16 protein-coding genes are annotated in these 17,303 nt (G+C 68.9%); 5 read left to right on the top strand and 11 right to left on the bottom strand.

What is annotated here, in order from left to right; all coding sequences use genetic code 11:
- Positions 1 to 12: 12 nt before the first annotated feature.
- Positions 13 to 1,191, bottom strand: coding sequence for a thiolase family protein (locus ACFQ36_RS01855; protein ID WP_377010014.1), 1,179 nt, complete (start codon positions 1,189 to 1,191; stop codon positions 13 to 15).
- Positions 1,192 to 1,397: 206 nt separating this feature from the next.
- Here ACFQ36_RS01855 and ACFQ36_RS01850 point away from each other — a divergent pair, with 206 nt between their 5' ends.
- A complete protein-coding gene (locus ACFQ36_RS01850) occupies positions 1,398 to 1,961 on the top strand; it encodes a nuclear transport factor 2 family protein (protein WP_377010012.1) in 564 nt (187 codons plus the stop codon).
- A gap of 51 nt (positions 1,962 to 2,012) precedes the next feature.
- On the opposite strand, the gene ACFQ36_RS01845 is transcribed toward ACFQ36_RS01850, so the two are convergent.
- The 3 genes from ACFQ36_RS01845 to ACFQ36_RS01835 are packed head-to-tail and all read right to left on the bottom strand — an operon-like array spanning position 2,013 to position 4,926.
- Positions 2,013 to 2,924, bottom strand: coding sequence for an acyl-CoA thioesterase (locus ACFQ36_RS01845; protein WP_377010010.1), 912 nt, complete (start codon positions 2,922 to 2,924; stop codon positions 2,013 to 2,015).
- Positions 2,925 to 2,968: 44 nt separating this feature from the next.
- On the bottom strand, positions 2,969 to 3,691 hold the full coding sequence (locus ACFQ36_RS01840; RefSeq protein WP_377010008.1) for a FadR/GntR family transcriptional regulator: 723 nt from the start codon (positions 3,689 to 3,691) through the stop codon (positions 2,969 to 2,971).
- A gap of 20 nt (positions 3,692 to 3,711) precedes the next feature.
- Positions 3,712 to 4,926 (bottom strand): CaiB/BaiF CoA transferase family protein, encoded by a 1,215-nt coding sequence (locus tag ACFQ36_RS01835; RefSeq protein ID WP_377010006.1) that lies wholly within the window; start codon positions 4,924 to 4,926, stop codon positions 3,712 to 3,714.
- 260 nt (positions 4,927 to 5,186) lie between these two features.
- Here ACFQ36_RS01835 and ACFQ36_RS01830 point away from each other — a divergent pair, with 260 nt between their 5' ends.
- The 4 genes from ACFQ36_RS01830 (at position 5,187) to ACFQ36_RS01815 (ending at position 8,890) form a co-directional block, all read left to right on the top strand.
- The gene (locus ACFQ36_RS01830; RefSeq protein ID WP_377010004.1) at positions 5,187 to 5,951 is read left to right on the top strand and encodes an SDR family NAD(P)-dependent oxidoreductase; all 765 of its coding nucleotides are present in this window, start codon (positions 5,187 to 5,189) and stop codon (positions 5,949 to 5,951) included.
- Positions 5,952 to 6,072: 121 nt separating this feature from the next.
- Entirely contained in the window at positions 6,073 to 6,852 is a 780-nt protein-coding gene (locus ACFQ36_RS01825; protein WP_377010002.1) for an electron transfer flavoprotein subunit beta/FixA family protein, read from the top strand.
- Positions 6,853 to 6,866: 14 nt separating this feature from the next.
- Complete coding sequence (locus ACFQ36_RS01820) at positions 6,867 to 7,838, top strand: electron transfer flavoprotein subunit alpha/FixB family protein (RefSeq protein WP_377010000.1); 972 nt, start codon at positions 6,867 to 6,869, stop codon at positions 7,836 to 7,838.
- 116 nt (positions 7,839 to 7,954) lie between these two features.
- Positions 7,955 to 8,890: a cytochrome b/b6 domain-containing protein gene (locus tag ACFQ36_RS01815; RefSeq protein ID WP_377009998.1), complete on the top strand. Its 936-nt coding sequence runs from the start codon at positions 7,955 to 7,957 to the stop codon at positions 8,888 to 8,890.
- Between the two features lie 235 nt (positions 8,891 to 9,125).
- Here the strand turns inward: ACFQ36_RS01815 and ACFQ36_RS01810 are convergent, their stop codons facing one another.
- From ACFQ36_RS01810 to ACFQ36_RS01780, 7 genes are all read right to left on the bottom strand, one after another.
- Entirely contained in the window at positions 9,126 to 9,431 is a 306-nt protein-coding gene (locus tag ACFQ36_RS01810) for a hypothetical protein (protein ID WP_377009996.1), read from the bottom strand.
- A gap of 159 nt (positions 9,432 to 9,590) precedes the next feature.
- Positions 9,591 to 10,403, bottom strand: coding sequence for a coenzyme F420-0:L-glutamate ligase (locus ACFQ36_RS01805; protein WP_377009994.1), 813 nt, complete (start codon positions 10,401 to 10,403; stop codon positions 9,591 to 9,593).
- Positions 10,404 to 10,468: 65 nt separating this feature from the next.
- On the bottom strand, positions 10,469 to 11,203 hold the full coding sequence (cofC, locus tag ACFQ36_RS01800; RefSeq protein ID WP_377009992.1) for a 2-phospho-L-lactate guanylyltransferase: 735 nt from the start codon (positions 11,201 to 11,203) through the stop codon (positions 10,469 to 10,471).
- Positions 11,204 to 11,239: 36 nt separating this feature from the next.
- Positions 11,240 to 13,912 carry a bifunctional FO biosynthesis protein CofGH gene (locus ACFQ36_RS01795; protein WP_377009990.1) on the bottom strand — a complete coding sequence of 891 codons (2,673 nt, stop codon included), beginning with the start codon at positions 13,910 to 13,912 and terminating at the stop codon, positions 11,240 to 11,242.
- Positions 13,913 to 13,984: 72 nt separating this feature from the next.
- A complete protein-coding gene (gene cofD, locus ACFQ36_RS01790) occupies positions 13,985 to 15,004 on the bottom strand; it encodes a 2-phospho-L-lactate transferase (RefSeq protein ID WP_377009988.1) in 1,020 nt (339 codons plus the stop codon).
- Positions 15,005 to 15,114: 110 nt separating this feature from the next.
- Entirely contained in the window at positions 15,115 to 15,990 is an 876-nt protein-coding gene (locus tag ACFQ36_RS01785) for a 3-hydroxyacyl-CoA dehydrogenase family protein (protein ID WP_377009986.1), read from the bottom strand.
- Positions 15,987 to 17,303 (bottom strand): aldehyde dehydrogenase family protein (locus tag ACFQ36_RS01780; protein WP_377009984.1); only part of this gene is annotated, 1,317 nt, incomplete at its 5' end. The genes ACFQ36_RS01780 and ACFQ36_RS01785, both read right to left, overlap by 4 nt.

Genomic DNA, 17,303 nt, shown 5'->3' with positions numbered 1-17,303 from the left:
CTGCCTGGGTTGTTAGAGACGTTCGATGATCGTGGCGTTGGCCATGCCGCCGGCCTCGCACATGAGCTGGAGGCCGTAGCGCTGGCCGTTGTCCTCGAGCGCATGGAGCATGGTGGTCAGCAGCCGGGTCCCGGAGGCGCCGAGGGGGTGTCCGAGGGCGATGGCGCCGCCGCGGGGGTTGACCTTGTCGAAGTCGGCATTGAAGTGGCTCTGCCAGGCGAGCGGGACCGGGGCAAAGGCCTCGTTGATCTCGATATGGTCCATCTGCCCCAGCGCCATCCCTGACCGGGCGAGGATTTTTTCCGTTGCCGGGATGGGGGCGGTGAGCATCAGGAGGGGATCGTCGCCGACGGCGGCCATGGCGTGGACGCGGGCCCTGGGCTGCAGGACCAGCTCCCGCGCCTTGCGTTCGCTCACCAGCAGGACGACGGTGGCGGCGTCGGCCAGCTGGGAGGAGTTCCCGGCGGTGACCGACCAGCTGACCTGCGGGAAGCGCCCGCTCAGTTCGGGGGTTTCAAACACAGGATCCAGTGCGGCGAGGCGCTCGGCAGTCGTGTCGGGGCGCACCGTCTCGTCCTGGGCGAGGACGGTGCCGTCCGGCGTGGCCGCAGGCACGATCTCGCGTTCGAAGGCTTGGGCCGAGGCCGAGGCCAGCCGGTGGGACCGGGCGGCATACTCGTCCTGGGCTTCGCGGGTGATGCCGTATTTGGCGGCGACCAGTTCCGCGGCGACGCCCTGCGGGACCAGGCCCGGGGCATACCGGGCGGTGACCGACGGACCGAAGGGGTCGGCGCCGGCGCGGGCAGAGCCCATGGGCACCCGGCTCATGGATTCGACGCCGCCGGCAATGACGATGTCGTAGGCGCCGGACAGGATGCCCTGTGCTGCGAAGTGGACGGCCTGCTGGGACGAGCCGCACTTGCGGTCGATGGTGGTGGCCGGAACGTGGGCGGGATAGCCCGCGGCCAGCCAGGCCATCCTCCCGGGCGTGGCGGACTGTTCCCCGGTCTGGGACACGCAGCCAACAAGCACGTCATCGACGGCGCCGGGATCTATGCCGGTGCGGTCCACCAGGGCGGCCAGGGCCTGGGCCAGCAGGTCCACGGGGTGGACGCCGGCAAGCGCTCCGCTGCCGCGGCCCCGGCCGGTGGGGGTTCGCAGCGCGTCGATGATCAGGGCCTCAGTAGTCATAAGGGTAACCTCCTCCTTATTGCTTATCATGATTGTCATCATGGAGGCAACGGATTTCGCCTGGCACTGGGGCCGCCGGCCTTGCTTCAGCCTTTCCTGTTCCAAATTCTCTGCAAATGGTAATAATGAATGGTGCCAGTGATGTCCCTCACGGTCCCGCAGGGTCCGAATGCTCGGAAGAACTGTTCTGCGATAAAGGAGTGACCATGGCAGCAGAACTGTCGCTTGAGGACCGGATCCGCCGGCTCGAAGACCGCGCGGCAATCCAGGAACTCGCGATCCTGTACGGGTTCGTCATGGACGAGCGCGATGAGGCCGGCATCCGGCAGATTTTCGCCGCGGACGCCACCCTCCGTTCCCAGGACGGGGTGTTCGCGGCCACCGGCATCGAGGAGATTGTCACGACCTACCTGGGCCGCTTCGCCGCACTCGGCCCGACGAACCACTACAGCCACGGGCACGTCATCCGTTTCGACGACGAGGACCCGGACACCGCGACGGGGCTGCTGGCCTCCCACGCCGAGGTGGCCCGCAACGGTGTGGCCATGCAGGTGGCCCTGCGGTACAAGGACACCTACCGCCGGGCGGGCGGCCGCTGGCAGTTCGCCGACCGGCTCATGTCCTACATGTACTACCTGCCGGTGACCGAGTACGCCGAAGGCCTGGGGGACCGCAACAGCGTGCGCGCCTACGGCGACCACCGGCCGGCGGACTGGCCCGAGGCGCTCTACTCGGAGGACGGCAGCGCCTGGCTCAAGGCCTACCTCTGACCGCGTCCGGCCGTTCGGTGGATGCGGGCCGGTGTGCGGTGTTCCCGGCGATCAGCCGTGCCGCGGGGGAGGGGCCCGCATGGACCCCTGCTGCGCCACGCTGCACAGCAGTTCGCCGCTGCGGGTAAACATGTCCGCCAGCGCCAGGCCGCGGCCGTCGCGCAGGGCCGGGGAATGCTGGTCGACCAGGATCCACTCATCCGTCCGGGCCGGCGCATGGAACCACATTGAATGATCCATCGAGAATCCCTTGGCGCTGCCGTTTCCCCACCACAGGCCGTGGGGTTTCAGCAATGGATCCAGCATGCACATATCGCTGGCGTATGCGAGCAGGGCCGCATTCAGTGCCCTGTCGTTCGGATCAGGCCCCATGGCCCTGACCCAGACCGAAGACCGAGGCCGGTCACGGCCGGCTTCACGTGCCGTCAGCCGCGGTGGATTGTCCACATAGCGAAGGTCAAACGCCGAATCGTCGTTCCAATGGACGTGGACGTCGTCAAAATCTGCCAGGACGCGGCCGACGTTGGGCAGTACCTCGGGCGGCCGGACAGCGGGGATCGGCGCCTGATGGGCAGGGCTGCTGGAATCCCTGGCGAAGGTAAGGTCTGCGGTCAGCAGCAACCGCTCTGCCTGCCGTACGCGCACGCTGCGCCAGCAGGTGGAACGGCCGTCGCGGATCGGAACGACGTCGATCTCCACGCCCCGGTCGGCCGCCCCGGCTTCGACAAAATAGGCATGCAGGCTGCGCACCCAGAGGCCCTGCGGCACATCCGCGGAAGCGGCGGCGAGCGCCTGTGCGACGAGCAGGCCCCCATAGGAAACGCCCCACCGGGCCGACATCGTGCCGCCGGTATACCGGCCGTGGCCGAGCGGGCGGGGCCGCAGCAGCGCGCATACTTCCTCGAACGACTCGGCGGCCCGTTGCCGGTTTGCCCCGCGGCTGATGTCTGCGTGCGGTCCCATACCCGTCCTGCCTCTCGAACCGGTCCGTCCTCCGGGGTCCTCCGCTAGTGGGAGGTCCAGGAGATCGGCATATCCAGCAGTTCCGGAAACTTCCGCTCCGCATAATGCGCATAGGCCGCGATGTGGTCGTGCATGGCCGCTGCGGATGCTTCGGGATCCCGGGCGGCGATGGCCTCGTAGATGTTGGCGTGGGCCGCATGGACCGCGCCCCTGCGATGTTCGGGATAGTCGATGCCGATGGCACTGCCGTCGAGCATTCCGAGCAGCGACTCCACGAGATAGCCGAACATCACGTTGCCGGAGCCATGGGCAATGATGTCGTGGAAGCGCTTGTTCATTTCCAGGAATTCGGCCTCGTCGCCGAGGTGCTCGCCCATATGGTCCACGCTGTACTTGAGTTCGGCGATCTGTGCATCGCTCATACGCATGGCAGCCAGCTGGGCCATCATGGGTTCCAGGCCTGTCCGGGACTCGGCGATGGTACGGAACGGAGCATTTTCGAACTGCAGCAGCAGCGTCAGTGCGGTGGCCAGGCCGCTGCCGTCCGGCTGCTGGACCACCGGCCCGCCGCCCGGTCCCGGCTTGAGGGCGATGACGCCCTGGAGTTCCAGGAAGCGCAGCGACTCGCGCAGCGTTCCCCGTCCGATCTGGTACTCCTCCAGCATGGCGCGTTCGGGCGGGAGCCGATCCCCGACGGTGTTGCCGCGGCGCTGGATGTCCGCAACGATCCGTTGTGCGACCAGCACCGCCGTTTTCTGGGGGCGCATCGATGTCTGCGTCATGGAAATCAAGCCCCGGTGAGTATGCCGTCGGCGGCGAGCTTCCGCAGGGTGCCGGCTTCGATGCCAAGGGCGGCGAGGACCGCCTCGGTATGTTCACCTATCCCCGGGACCCCGTGGTAGGTCGGTTCGGCGGAGCCGGTCACGTGGAGGATCGGCCCCGTCATCATCGCGTTGCCGAGGATGGTCCCGGACAGGTTGACCAGGGTGCGTTCCAGGAAGTGCGGATCCTGGACGATGTCGCTGGAGTCGTTTACGGGCGCGGCGACCACTTCGTAGTCCTCCAGGGTGTCCAGGACCTTGCTGCGGGGCATTGAGCCGACCCAGGCCTTGACGATCTCCTGCAGGTCGGCATTGTTCCGCATGCGGGCCTCGTTGGTGGCGTAGCGCGCGTCCGTCTTCAGCTCCGGCCGGCCCATCGCATCGAAAAGCCGCATGGCGATGGTCTGGGCCGAGGCCGCGATGGAGAGCCACCCGCCGTCCCCGGCCTGGTAGATGCCCCGGGGCGACGCGGAGCCGGAGGTGTTGCCCACCCGGGTCATGATGGTTCCGGTGGACGTGTAGTTCAGCAGGGCGTCGCCGAGGATGAACATCAAGGGCTCGTACAGAGCCACGTCGACTTCCGAGCCTACGCCGCTGACTTCGCGCCGGAACAGTGCCATGGCGGTGCCGAAGGCGGCGGAGATGCCGGCGATCGAATCGGCGAAACCGAACGGCGGGGCCGTGGGCGGGGTGTCCGGCCACCCGTTGAGAAAGGCGTAGCCGCTGGCGGTCTCGGCGACGGTGCCGAATCCCGGCCTGCTGCTGTAAGGCCCGCTTTGACCGAAGCCGCTGACCCGGGTCAGCACCAGGCCGGGGTTCATCTTGGACAGGACGTCGTAGCCCATGCCCCATGCCTCGAGGCGTCCCGGGCGGAAGGATTCGATGACGACGTCGGCAGTGCGGATGAGCTCAAGTGCGACTTCCCGCCCTTCCGGATGGCGCAGGTCGACTCCCACGGACCGCTTCCCGGAGTTCAGGCGTGCGAACCCCAGTGCCAGCCCGTCCTTTTGCGGCTGCCACTGCCTGGCCATGTCCCCGCTGACGGGGTCTTCGACCTTGATGACCTCGGCGCCGAAATCGCGCAGCATGCGCCCCGCAGTGGGGGCAGCATACATCGATCCCAGTTCCACGACCCGCACACCCTCGAGCAGGCGCGGGGTTTCCGTTTGGGGCTGGTCCATGGCAGCCTCACCCTCTTCCTTCGGTCCAAGTTTAGAAAATAGTAATAATGATAATGGATTAACGGAAGTTGGATGACAACGGTCCCCCGGTCCGCTCCGGTACCGGAAGGCCTTGCCGACGTCGCATTTTCTGGAATCCATAAACAAATCAATGATTATCATAGTACTGTTGTCATGTAACGGCGGACCTCCTGGCGCAGCGGCCTGGTTGCATCGGCCGCCGTTGAAGTCCAGGGCAACCACCTAACCAAGGGGAAAGTATGCGTACCGAAATCCCGAACGCCTTCGATCTCAAGGACCGTGTCGCTCTTGTGACGGGCGGGAGCCGTGGATTGGGCCGGGCCATGGCGCTCGGTTTGGCGAGGGCAGGGGCCGACGTCATCGTGGCCAGCCGCAAGGGTGACGCCTGTGAGGAGTTCGCCCGCGAAATAGAGGCCGAAACCGGCCGGCGGGCGATGGGCTTCGGCGTGCACGTCGGCCGCTGGGGTGATCTGGAGTCGCTCGTCGACGCATCCTACGAACGGTTTGGGAAAGTCGACGTGCTGGTCAACAATGCCGGCATGTCCCCGCTTTACGATTCCGTGGACACGATCACCGAGGAGCTCTTCGACAAGGTGCTCGACGTGAACCTGAAGGGCCCGTTCCGGCTGTCCGCGCTCGTTGGCACCAGGATGGCGGCGGATGGCGGGGGGTCCATCATCAACATCTCCAGCGCGGCGGCCGTCCACCCCAAGCCGCACGTCCTGCCTTACGCAGCGGCCAAGGCCGGCTTGAATGCGCTCACCGTGGGCCTGGCCCACACTTTCGGACCCACCGTGCGCTGCAACGCCATCATGGCCGGCACCTTCCTGACCGATGTGAGCAGGTCGTGGGACGAGGAGGCCTTCGCCCGGCGTGCTCAGGCGTTCGCCCTGGGGCGCGGCGGCCGGCCAGAGGAGATCGTCGGGACGGCGCTCTACCTCGCGAGTGATGCCTCCAGCTACACCACCGGCGCGATCATCACCGTCGACGGCGGGCAGCCCTAGGACACTGACCCGGCCAGACTCGGACTAATCTATGGTCATGATATGCATCTTTCTGGTACGGTGGTCATAAAGCGGCCCAAGTTGTCCACGTTGGAATCGGACGCAACAAAGGAGTGAAGCAATGAAGATCATCGTCCTCATGAAGCAGGTGCCGGACACCTACGGGGAGCGCCGGCTCGATACCCGGACTGGTCGGGTCGACCGCGGAGCCGGCGAAGCGATCCTCGATGAGATCAGCGAGCGCGCCCTTGAAGTGGCGCTCAGGTACAAAGATGCGAATAAGGGAACGCACGTCACCGTGCTCTCCATGGGTCCGGCGTCAGTCACCGCGGCCCTGCGCAAGGGCCTGTCCATGGGTGCGGACGCGGCCATCCACGTACAGGACGACGCGCTGGAGGGAGCCGACATGGGCGTCACCGCCTCGGTCCTCGCCGCCGCACTGACGCGCAACGAATACGACCTCGTCATTGCGGGCAACGAGTCGACGGACGGCCGCGGCGGCGCCATCCCTGCGATGCTCGCCGAGCACCTGAACCTCCCGCACTTGAGCTTCCTGGATTCCGTCGACCTCTCCTCGGGCGAGGTCACTGGAGAACGGGCTACGGAATACGGCACCCAGGACGTGCGCGCTGCGCTTCCCGCGGTCATTTCGATCACCGAACGGGCGGCCGAGGCACGCTTCCCCAACTTCAAGGGGATCATCACTGCCAAGCGCAAGCCGCTGAGCGTTGTCTCGCTGTCCGAACTCGGACTGGAGCTGGCTGCGCTGCCGGCGGGGGGACGGTCCGTCGTCCTGAACACCAGTGAGCGTCCGGCCCGCACCGCCGGAACCAAGATCGTCGACGAGGGGAACGCGGGCGAGCAGCTCGCCGACTTCCTGGCCGCCAACCGCCTGATCTAACGGAGGAATCGAACATGTCCAACGTACTCGCGCTCATCGAAACCTCGGCCGACGGAGAGATCCGCGGCACCGCCGCCGCAGTCATTGCCGCAGCGGCCAAGCTCGGCACCCCGGTGGCCGTCGTGGCCATGGCACCCGGTTCCTCCGGCGGACTGGCCGAACACCTTGGATCCCTCGGCGCGGCGCAGGTCTACCTTGCCGAAACCGACCAGGCCGGCAAGCTGCTGGCGACCCCGCAGGTCGAGGCCCTCGCCGCCGCCGCGGCGGCGCTGGAGCCGTCCGCGATCGTGGCTGTCAACTCGGTCGACGGCCGCGATGTTGCGGGCCGCATCGCTGTGCGGCTGCGTGCCGGGCTGGTGACGGACGCCGTCGACCTGCGTTTGGAGGGCGACCGCATTGTCGCGGCCCACTCCGTCTTCGGCGGGGCTTTCAACGTCGAATCCACCGTCGAGGGTGGGCTTGCGGTGATCACCGTACGTCAGGGGGCCGTCGAAGACCGCGCCACTCCAACGTCGGCCGCACTCACGGCCGCATCGGTGACCGCCAATGCCGCCGCCTCCGCGGTCATCGACAGCGTCAAGGACGCCGCCGTCACCTCGAGCCGCCCGGACCTGCGCGGCGCCGACAAGGTAGTCTCAGGAGGCCGCGGGCTCGGGTCGAAGGAAAACTTCGTTCTTGTCGAGCAATTGGCCGACGCGCTCGGTGCCGCCGTCGGCGCCTCCCGCGCGGCCGTCGACGCCGGTTACGTGCCGCAGTCGTACCAGGTGGGCCAGACCGGCACCTCGGTGTCGCCGCAGCTCTACATCGCACTGGGGATCTCCGGAGCCATCCAGCACCGGGCAGGAATGCAGACGTCGAAGACCATCGTCGCGATCAACAAGGATCCGGAATCGCCGATCTTCAACATTGCCGACTTCGGCGTCGTCGGCGACGTCTTCGCTGTCGTGCCCCAGCTGGTCAAGGCCATCGAAGCCCGAGCCAGCTAACCAGCGCCAACTCGCCTGCGGCTCCGGCCGGCGCCGTCCGGAGCCGCAGGCACTCGGCGTCACCGTTCCAACCAACCTCGGACGGGAACGTCCATCGCAGAGAGACACGAAGCCTCATGTCCACATCGACTTCGACAAGACCAACGACTCCCAAGAACAAGTGGTTCAAGCTGGCCTGGATCCTGTCCGGCGCCATCGTTGCACTCCTTGCCGTCGTCCTCGTTGCCAAAGGCCTCCGCGACCTCCCCGCAGTCCAGTCGTTCCTGGCGGACTACCCCGGTGAATCCGAACTGCCGCACGGGGCCCCGGCCGGCTTTCCGGCCTGGCTGTCCTGGCAGCACTTCCTCAACTCGCTCCTGATCCTCCTGATCGTCAGGTCGGGATGGCAGGTCCGCACCACCATCCGCCCGCCGGCCTATTGGACGCGCAACAACACCGGCCTGATCCGGACCAAAAACCGCCCCACCAAGATGAGCCTGCACCTGTGGTTCCACCTCAGCCTGGATGCCCTCTGGGTCCTGAACGGGGTTGTTTTCTTCATCCTGCTGGTCGCGACCGGCCAGTGGATGCGCATTGTCCCCACGAGCTGGGACGTCTTCCCCAATGCTCTATCGGCGGCCCTGCAGTACGCCTCGCTGGACTGGCCGACGGAGAACGGCTGGGTGAACTACAACAGCCTGCAGGTCCTGACATACTTCGCCACGGTGTTCATTGCGGCCCCGCTGGCCATCATCACCGGGCTGCGGATGTCCCCCGCCTGGCCCAAAGAGGCCGCAAAGCTGAACAAGGCCTATCCGATCGAGGCGGCCAGGGCCATCCATGTACCGGTCATGATTTATTTCGTGGCCTTCATCATCGTCCACGTCACCCTGGTGATGGCCACCGGCGCCCTGCGCAACCTGAACCACATGTACGGCGGGCGCGATGACCACAGCTGGGTCGGTTTCTGGATCTTCGCAGCCTCCCTGGTGGTCATGGCGGCGGCCTGGATCGCGGCCCGTCCGCTCCTGCTGCGGCCCGTCGCGTCCCTGACCGGATCCGTGACCCGCTGACCAATCCCGTCCGGGGAGCGTGAAGGACGGAACCGTCCGGCACGCTCCCCGGACGCTGCCGCCCGGCACCCGTACTTGTTGCACGGGTGCCGGTTGCTTTCCACCGGTCGCTGCCGGCGGTCAGCGAGGGCCGGTCCTTTGCCGGCGGAAGCCACACGGAGGCGACGAGCCAGGGCCGCGTTCGCCCAGGCTGCGGTTCGTGCGTCCGTGGCCGCAGCGGCAGTACGCAGGCGGGCTAAGCCAGTGCTTCGCCGGTCTTTGCGTACTTGCGGATGGTGAACAGTGTGATCAGCGTCAGGGCCGCACCCATCAGATAGTACGACGGCGAGCGCGCGTCTGCCGTGCGGATCACCAGCAGTTGCACCAGGAACAGCGCCGGCCCCCGAAGAGTGCGCCGCCGATGCTCGACGAGCCGACTAACCACCTCGGCATCCACGTGCAGCTCAACGTTCTTTCCCTGGTCCGGAGGCTGCCCCAGGCGGGAGTTACCGTCGTCGCCGCGCTGCACGACTTGAACCTGGCCGCCGTGTTCTGCGACCACCTCATCGTGTTGACCTGATCGTGTTGATCGTGTTGGCCGGCGGACGGGCGGTCGCCCCGGGTCCGGTAGCGGACGTGTTGACCGCGGAGATGGTCGAAGGTGTCATGCGGTGAAGGCGGAGGTCTCTGCCCATCCGGTGAGCAGGCGGCCGGTGGTGGCCTATTCCGGCACTGTCGACGCGGCCGTCTGAAGGGCAGCGCCTGCCGCCTGGCCGTCGGCGAAGCCCCGGGCGTAGGCCTCGTCGCTGCCGAGCCGGAACATGTCCTGTCCGGCGGGGCGGATCAGGGCACGGGCGGTGCCCGCCGGAACGTCCAGGTCGTCGAGCACCAGGTGGGCCAGGCCGCGCACGAGCGCCACCGGCCGGCCGGTGGCCTTGCCCTTGACCAGGTCCGCGGCGGCGGCGATTTCGTCGGCGACGGCGGCGGCGGAGACGGCCAGCAGGTTCCCGTGCGCGTCCCGTGTGCCCCGGTAGTCCTCCAGCACGTGCAGGCCGGCGGCGCCGATCGCGGCGTCGGTCTGGCCTTCACGCCAGGGCCGGCCCAGAGTGTCGCTGAGGATCACGCCCAGGGCCACGCCGAACCGGGCGCGCAGGGCGGTGCAGAGCCGGCGGGCCGAGGCATCGGGGTCCTCGGGCAGCAGCAGGACGGTGCCCTCCGGGGTGTTGCTGTTGTCCACCCCGGCGGCGGCCAGGACCAGTCCCTGCCGGTTTTCCACGATCCGGGTCACGCCCCCGGGGTGGGTCCGGCTGGCGACCAGGCGCACGGTTTCGGCGGTGATGGCTGCTTCCCGGTCGGCGGCGGGCACCTGGCGGCCCTCGGCCTTGGAGACGATCTTGCTGGTGACCACGAGGATGTCCCCGCCGCGGATGCCTTCGGCGGAGACCGCGAGGGCTTCGCCGATGAGGGCCGCCAGGTCGTCGCCGGGACCGATTTCGGGGATGCCCTCAAGGGCGGTGACGGAAAAACCGGACATCGGTTACCTCTGCAAAGGGGAGTGACTGGAATCGAAGGATTGAAGCAGTTTATCGGCCGGTCAGGTCAACCGGCTGCCGCCGCAGCGAAGGATCGCCGGCTGCCGGCACGATGGCCGGCGTGCGGACGCGGCCATGACGGCGGCAACGCAGCCCGGGTGTGGCCGCCGACACCGTGCTGCAGCGCCCGGGCCAGGTCGTGGAGCGTGTCGACGTCATGGCGGACTGTGGACCCCGCCGGGACGGGCAGGACGGTGTGCCCGGCCCGCAGGTGCGCGTCGTACGAGTGCGGGCCGAACCGCGGGATGAGTTCCGTTCCTGGGAGGGCGGAAACCATAGTGGTGCCCGTGCCGTGGCGGTCGGGCACCACGGACAGCGGGTGGTGCCGGGCCGCTTCCAGGGCGGCGGCCAGGTCGCGGGGTGCCAGGCAGGGCAGGTCCCCGGTCAGGACGGCGACGGCACGATTGGGCTCCTGCCTCCTCGCCCATGAAATGCCGGCCGCGGCGGCGGCGTTCAGTCCCCGTCCCGGATCGGCCACCAGGACGATGCCGGGAACGGCCGTCACCAGGGCCGGATCCGAGGAGACGACCACGATGTTCGCCACGCCGGGGACGGCCAGGGCGGCTGTGACGGTGTCGCGGAGGAAGGCCATGGCGATTTCGTGACGCATGCCGGGGCTGAATCCGGGGCCTTCTTTTGTAGCCAATCCGAGCCGGCTCTTGGCCGCGGCGCCCCCCTTGAAGGGCACCACAATTGTCCATGCCCCGCCGGGAGCCGGATCCGGGGAAGGTCTGATCGGCATAATGGACTCCTTATCTTTCGGCCGCCCGCCGGAGGCTTACAGCGGCCGCATTCCGATGGTCACCGGGACCCTGCCCGGGTGCACGCGTCCGCCGTCGGCCTCGGCGGGCAGGACGTTGAGGGATTTTCCGGTCGCGGCGTACCCGGTGTCGGCGTGCCGGGCGGCAGTGGCCAGGCGCTCGGGCGGCGGGGTGCCGTAGGTGGTGGTGCGCTGGCGCGGAGTGCGCCCGATCGCATGGATCATGTCCTCGAGTTCGGTCACGGTTTTCTCGGAGCCGTTCTCGGCCCCGGCCATGCGGGAGATGGTCTCCTCCATCAGGGTTCCGCCCAGGTCGTCCGCGCCTGAGGCGAGCATCAGTTGCGTGCCTTCGGTGCCGAGTTTGACCCAGGAGGTCTGGATGTGGCCGATCCGGCCGTGCAGCATCAGGCGGGCGACGGCGTGCACGGCCCGGTTTTCCTGCAGGGTGGGGCCGGGCCGGGCGATGCCGGCCAGGTAGACCGGGGCATTGGTGTGGATGAAGGGCAGCAGCACGAATTCGGTGAAACCGCCGGTTTCGTCCTGGATGCGGGTAAGGGTGCGCAGGTGGTGCACCCAGTGGGTGGGGTTGTCCACGTGCCCGTACATCATGGTGGCGCTGGAGCGGATGCCGGCCCGGTGGGCGGTGGTGACGATCTCGATCCAGGTTTTGGCCGGCAGTTTGCCCTTGGTCAGGATCCAGCGCACCTCGTCGTCGAGGATCTCGGCGGCCGTGCCCGGGATGGTGTCCAAGCCCGCATCCTTGGCTTGGGCGAGGAAGTCGGCGTAGGACAGGCCCGTGCGGGCGGCCCCGTTGACGATTTCCATCGGGGAAAAGGCGTGCAGGTGGATGCCCGGCTGCCTTTTCTTGACCTCGCGGGCCAGGTCGAAGTAGGCGCTGCCGGGCAGGTCCGGATGGATCCCGCCCTGCATGCAGATTTCCGTGGCCCCGATCGCCCAGGCCTCGTCGACCCGGTCCCCGACCTGGGCCAGGGACAGGGTGTAGGCGTCGGCGTCGGTGCGGCGCTGGGCGAAGGCGCAGAACCGGCAGCCGGTGTAGCAGACATTGGTGAAGTTGATGTTCCGGTTCACCACGTACCCCACCGTGTCCCCCACGGTGTCCGCCCGCACCCGGTCGGCCAGGTCCGCCAGCGCGTCCAGGTCCGGCCCGTCGGCGCTGAGCAGGGCCAGGTAGTCCGCGTCCGCCAGGCCCGCCGGATCCTCCTCGGCCTTGCGCAGCGCGGCCCGGACCGCCAGGTCCCCGCCGCCGGCCGGGATCTGGCGCGCGGATGCCTGTGCGTTCACCTGTTCGGCCAGGGCGTCCCAGTCCCCGTAGACCGCGTCGAAGTCCGTCCGCCGGTCCCCGGACCTGCCGGTGGTGTCGATCTCGGTGTGCAGGTTCACCCGGCCGGTTCCGGCCCAGTCCGGGTCCGGCTCCTGCCAGGGCAGCCCCGCCGGCAGCGCGTCTTCGGCCGCGAGCCCGTCGGGGCCCGCCAGCGCGCGCACGTGCGGGAGCACCCTTGGGTCGATCCAGGGTTCCCCGGCCAGGACATAGCGCGGGTGCGCGGTCAGCCGTTCCCGCAGGGTGAAACCGGCCGCCGCGGTGAGGTCCGCCAGGTCCTCCAGGTGCGGCCAGGGCCGCTCCGGGTTGACATGGTCCGGGGTCAGCGGGCTGACCCCGCCCCAGTCATCGATCCCGGCCCGGATCAGCAGGGACAGTTCGGCCGCGTCGGTCAGGTTCGGCGGGGCCTGTACCCGGGCCTTGGGCCCGAGCACCAGGCGCGTGACGGCGACGGCGGCCGCGTACTCCTCCATGGCCAGGTCGGGCCTGTTCATCATCGCGGTGGCGTCCTTGGCCCTAAAGTTCTGCACGATCACCTCCTGGAGGTGCCCGTAGCGCCGGTCGGCCGCGCGAAGGGCGAAGACGGCCTCGACGCGTTCGGCGTAGGTCTCCCCGATGCCCAGCAGCACCCCGGTGGTGAACGGAACAGACGACCGGCCGGCGTCCTCGAGCACCCGCAGCCGTACCGCCGGGTCCTTGTCCGGGGACCCGAAGTGCGGCCCGCCCTTTTCGGTGAAGAGCCGGGCGGCGGTGGTCTCAAGCATCATGCCCATCGACGGGGCCACGGGCTTCAGGCGCTGGATCTCCTCCCAGCTCATCACCCCCGGGTTCAGGTGCGGCAGCAGCCCGGTCTCCTCCAGCACCCGGATGGCCATGGCCCGCACATAGTCCAGCGTGGAGTCGTAGCCGTGGGCGTCCAGCCACTGACGGGCCGCCGGCCACCTGGCCTCCGGCCGGTCCCCGAGGGTGAACAAAACCTCCTTGCACCCCAGTGCCGCACCCTGGCGGGCGATGTCCAGGATCTGATCCGGAGACAGGAACATGTCCCTGCCCGCCCGCCCCAGCTGCCCCGGGGTCTGCGCGAACGTGCAGTAGTGGCAGCGGTCCCGGCACAGCTGCGTGACCGGGACGAACACCTTCTTCGAATACGTGATGACCCCCGGCCGGCCGGCCTGCTCCAGCCCCGCATCCCGCACCCTTGAGGCCGCAGCCAGCAGCCGGTCCAGGTGCGCGCCCCGGGCGTGCAGCAGCGTCTCGGCCTCGGCCGGATTCAGCGTCACCCCGTCTTCGGCCCGGCGCAGGGCCCGGCGCAGCGCGCTCTCGGAGGGAACAAACGATTCACTGTCAGCCATGGTCGGGGCTCCAATCGGGTGGTTGGTCGGGTCGGTACCTTCGCCGGATCTGCTGCGATTCCAGGTTGTGCCTCAGGTGCGGGCGGGTTGCCGGGCCAGGGCCAGGGCGTCGGCCGCCATGGCGGCGGCGGCCGGCACATCGGTCATCCACAGGGGCACGGCCGCTGCCCGGATCCCGGCGTCCTCCAGCGTCGGGACGGCCTCCGCGTCGGCGGTGTCCACCAGCCAGCCGTCCAGCAGCCCGCCGGCGCTGCGGGGCCCATAGTGGAGCCCGACGTCGAGGGCGGCCGGGGCGACGCCGATCGTTGCCAGGCATGCCTCCGCCATCCCGCGCACCGCGGTCCCGCCGATCATGGGGGAGAGGCCGATCACCGGCGCCGCCGTGCCGCGCAGGGCCTCGCGGATGCCCGGGACGGCCAGGATCGTGCCGACGGAGACCACCGGATTCGACGGCGGGAGCAGGACCACATCGGCGGACAGGATCGCATCGACGACCCCGGGAGCTGCGGCAGCCGTTTCCAGACCGACCTGGACGAATCCGGCGGCCGGGATGCCGGCCCGGTACCTGACCCACCATTCCTCGAAGTGGATCAGGTCCCCGGCGCGGTGTTCGTCCGCGGCCTCCGCCAGCCGCACATGGGTCTCCACCGGCTCGTCGCTCATCGGCAGCAGGGTGACCCCCGGCTGCCAGCGCCGGCACAGGACCTCCGTGGCCTCACTCAGCGTGGCCCCCTCGCGCAGCAGGTCCGAGCGCACGATATGGGTGGCCAGGTCCAGGTCGCCCAGGGTGAACCACGCCCAGCCGCGCCCGTAGGCGGCGATTTCGGCCGAGGTCCGGCGGCTCTCGCCGGCGCGCCCCCAGCCCTGGTCCTCCTCAATGCCGCCGCCGAGGGTGTACATCAGGGTGTCCAGGTCCGGGCAGACGCGCAGGCCGTTCAGCCACAGGTCATCGCCCGTATTGGCGATGACGGTGACCTCCACCGAGGACCCGGTGCCGGAGCCGGAGGGCCAGGCTGCGGCCAGGTGGGTCAGCAGCCCGCGGATGAACCGCGCGCCGCCGACGCCGCCGGCCAGGACCGTGATTCTCTTCATCGTGAAGCAGTGCCTTCCTGTACTCTGGACGGCCGGACCATCCGGAACTGTGAGAGCTACATTACAATGAAGTTAATCATTCGCATAGTATTAAGTTGTCTTGTCCGCGCTCAATACCTGTACCAGCCTTGGCCGGACTTGCGGCCGAGCCTGCCCTGGGCCACCAGCGCGGCGACCTGCGGATCCGGCCTGTCCGCCTCGTCCCCGGTTTCGGCATAGGTGGCCCGGGCGATGAAGTCGATGACGTCCAGGCCCACCATGTCCATCAGCTCGAACGGACCCATCGGATAGCCCAGCGCGGTGCGCGCGGTGGCGTCGATGTCCTCCCTGCTGGCAATGCCGGCGGCGGCCAGGGCCAGGGCCTCGCGCTGGACGGCGCCCATCAGCCGGTTGGCGATGAATCCCGGGATTTCTCGGTTGATCAGCACCGGCTCCTTGCCGAAGCGGCGGGCCAGCTCCATGGTGGTTTCCACGGTGGCCTGCGAGGTCTCCTCGTGCCGGACCACTTCCACGCACTTCATCACCAGCGCCGGGTTGAAGAAGTGCATGTTGCACACCCGGTCGGCCCGGCCCGTGGCGGGGGCGACCTTGGACGAGCCCAGCGTGGAGGAGTTGGTGGCCAGGATGGCATGGTCCGGAGCGAGCCTGCCGAGCCGGGCGAAGATCTGCTCCTTGACCTCCAGCCGCTCGGTGGCCGCTTCGATCATGAAGTCCGCCCGGGACGCGGCGGCGTCCAGGTCGGTGGCGAAGGCCAAACGGTCCAGGGCAGCCTCGGCGTCGGTGGCGGCGAGCCGGCCCTTGGCCACAGTGGCATCCAGCCGGGCGGCCAGTTGCTCCCGGGCCCGGGCAAGCATCTCTGCGGAGATGTCCTGGACGGTGGTGGCGTAGCCGGCCAGCGCCGCGACCAGGCCGATCTGGCTGCCCATGGTGCCGGCGCCTACGACCAGGATGTTGTGGATGCCTTCGATGGACGGGATGGCGCTCATGCCGCACCACCCCTGAGGTACACCGTGGTGGTGTGGGTGAAGAACTCCCTGGCCGCGGCGCCCTGCTCCTTGGGTCCGTACCCGCTCTTCTTCGCCCCGCCGAAGGGCACATGCGGGTCCGCCCCGGCGGATTCGGAATTGATGTGCAGGATGCCCACGTCCAGGTCGTCGATGGCGTCGAGGGCACAGCCGACATCCCGGGTGAACACGGCCGCGGAGAGACCGAATTCGCTGTCGTTGGCCAGGCCGAAGGCCTCCTGGGTGTCCGCGGCCCGGCGCAGGGTGAGCACCGGCCCGAAGAATTCCTCACGCCAGGCCGGGTTCGCCGCTGCTCCCGCGCCGGAGACCTCCAGCACGGTTGGGGCGACGAAGGCCCCCTCGGCCAGCGCACCGCCGTCGTAGCCGCCGGTTCCGGCCGCTCCGCCGCCGGCCGCCACCCGCGCGCCCTGCCGCACCGAGGCGGCGATGCCAGCGAGGACGGACTTGCGGGCCGCATCGGAAACCAGCGGGCCCATGTGCACGCCGGGATCCGTGGGATCGCCCACCGTCCAGGTAGCCAGCCGGTCCCGCAGCCGGTCCAGGAATTCGTCCGCGACCGTCTCGGCGACAATCAGCCGCGAGGTGGCCGTGCACTTCTGGCCGGTGGAGCGGAAGGCGCCGTAGAGTACCTGCTCGCCGGCCAGCTCCAGGTCCGCGTCGGCCAGCACGACGGCGGCGTTCTTGCCGCCCATCTCCGCCTGCATCGGCACCCCGCGGGAGGCGGCCTGCCCGGCCAGTTGCCGGCCGACCCCGGTGGAGCCGGTAAAGGTCAGCCCGTCCAGTCCCGGATGGCCGGCCAGGCCGCTGCCCATCGAGCCGGGCCCGATCAGCAGGTTCAGCACCCCGGCCGGCAGCTTGGCCTCGTCCAGGGCCTGGGCCAGCCGCATGGCCAGCAGCGGGACCGTGCTGGCCGGCTTCCAGACCACGGTGTTGCCGTAGGCCAGCGCCGGGGCGATCTTCCAGGCCGGGATGGCGATGGGGAAGTTGAACGGAGTGATCACCCCGACGACGCCGAGCGGCTTGCGGGTGACCAGGATCTTCTCGCCGCGCCGGGGCGAGGAAAAGATCTCCCCGGCGGTGCGGTCGCCCTCGTTGCCGTAGTAGCGCAGGATCTGTGCCGCCCGCCGGACCTCGCCCCGGCCCTCGGCCACGGTCTTGCCTTCTTCCCGGGCCAGTTCCAGGCCCCAGGCCTCGGCATTGGCTTCGACGACGGCGGCCGCGGCCTGCAGCACGGCGCCCCGTTCGTGCGCGGGCGTGCGGGCCCAGTCCCGGCC

This window comes from Arthrobacter sp. GCM10027362 (genome assembly GCF_042679445.1).
Classification (GTDB): domain Bacteria; phylum Actinomycetota; class Actinomycetes; order Actinomycetales; family Micrococcaceae; genus Crystallibacter.
This window is presented reverse-complemented; position numbering and strand designations above follow the sequence as displayed.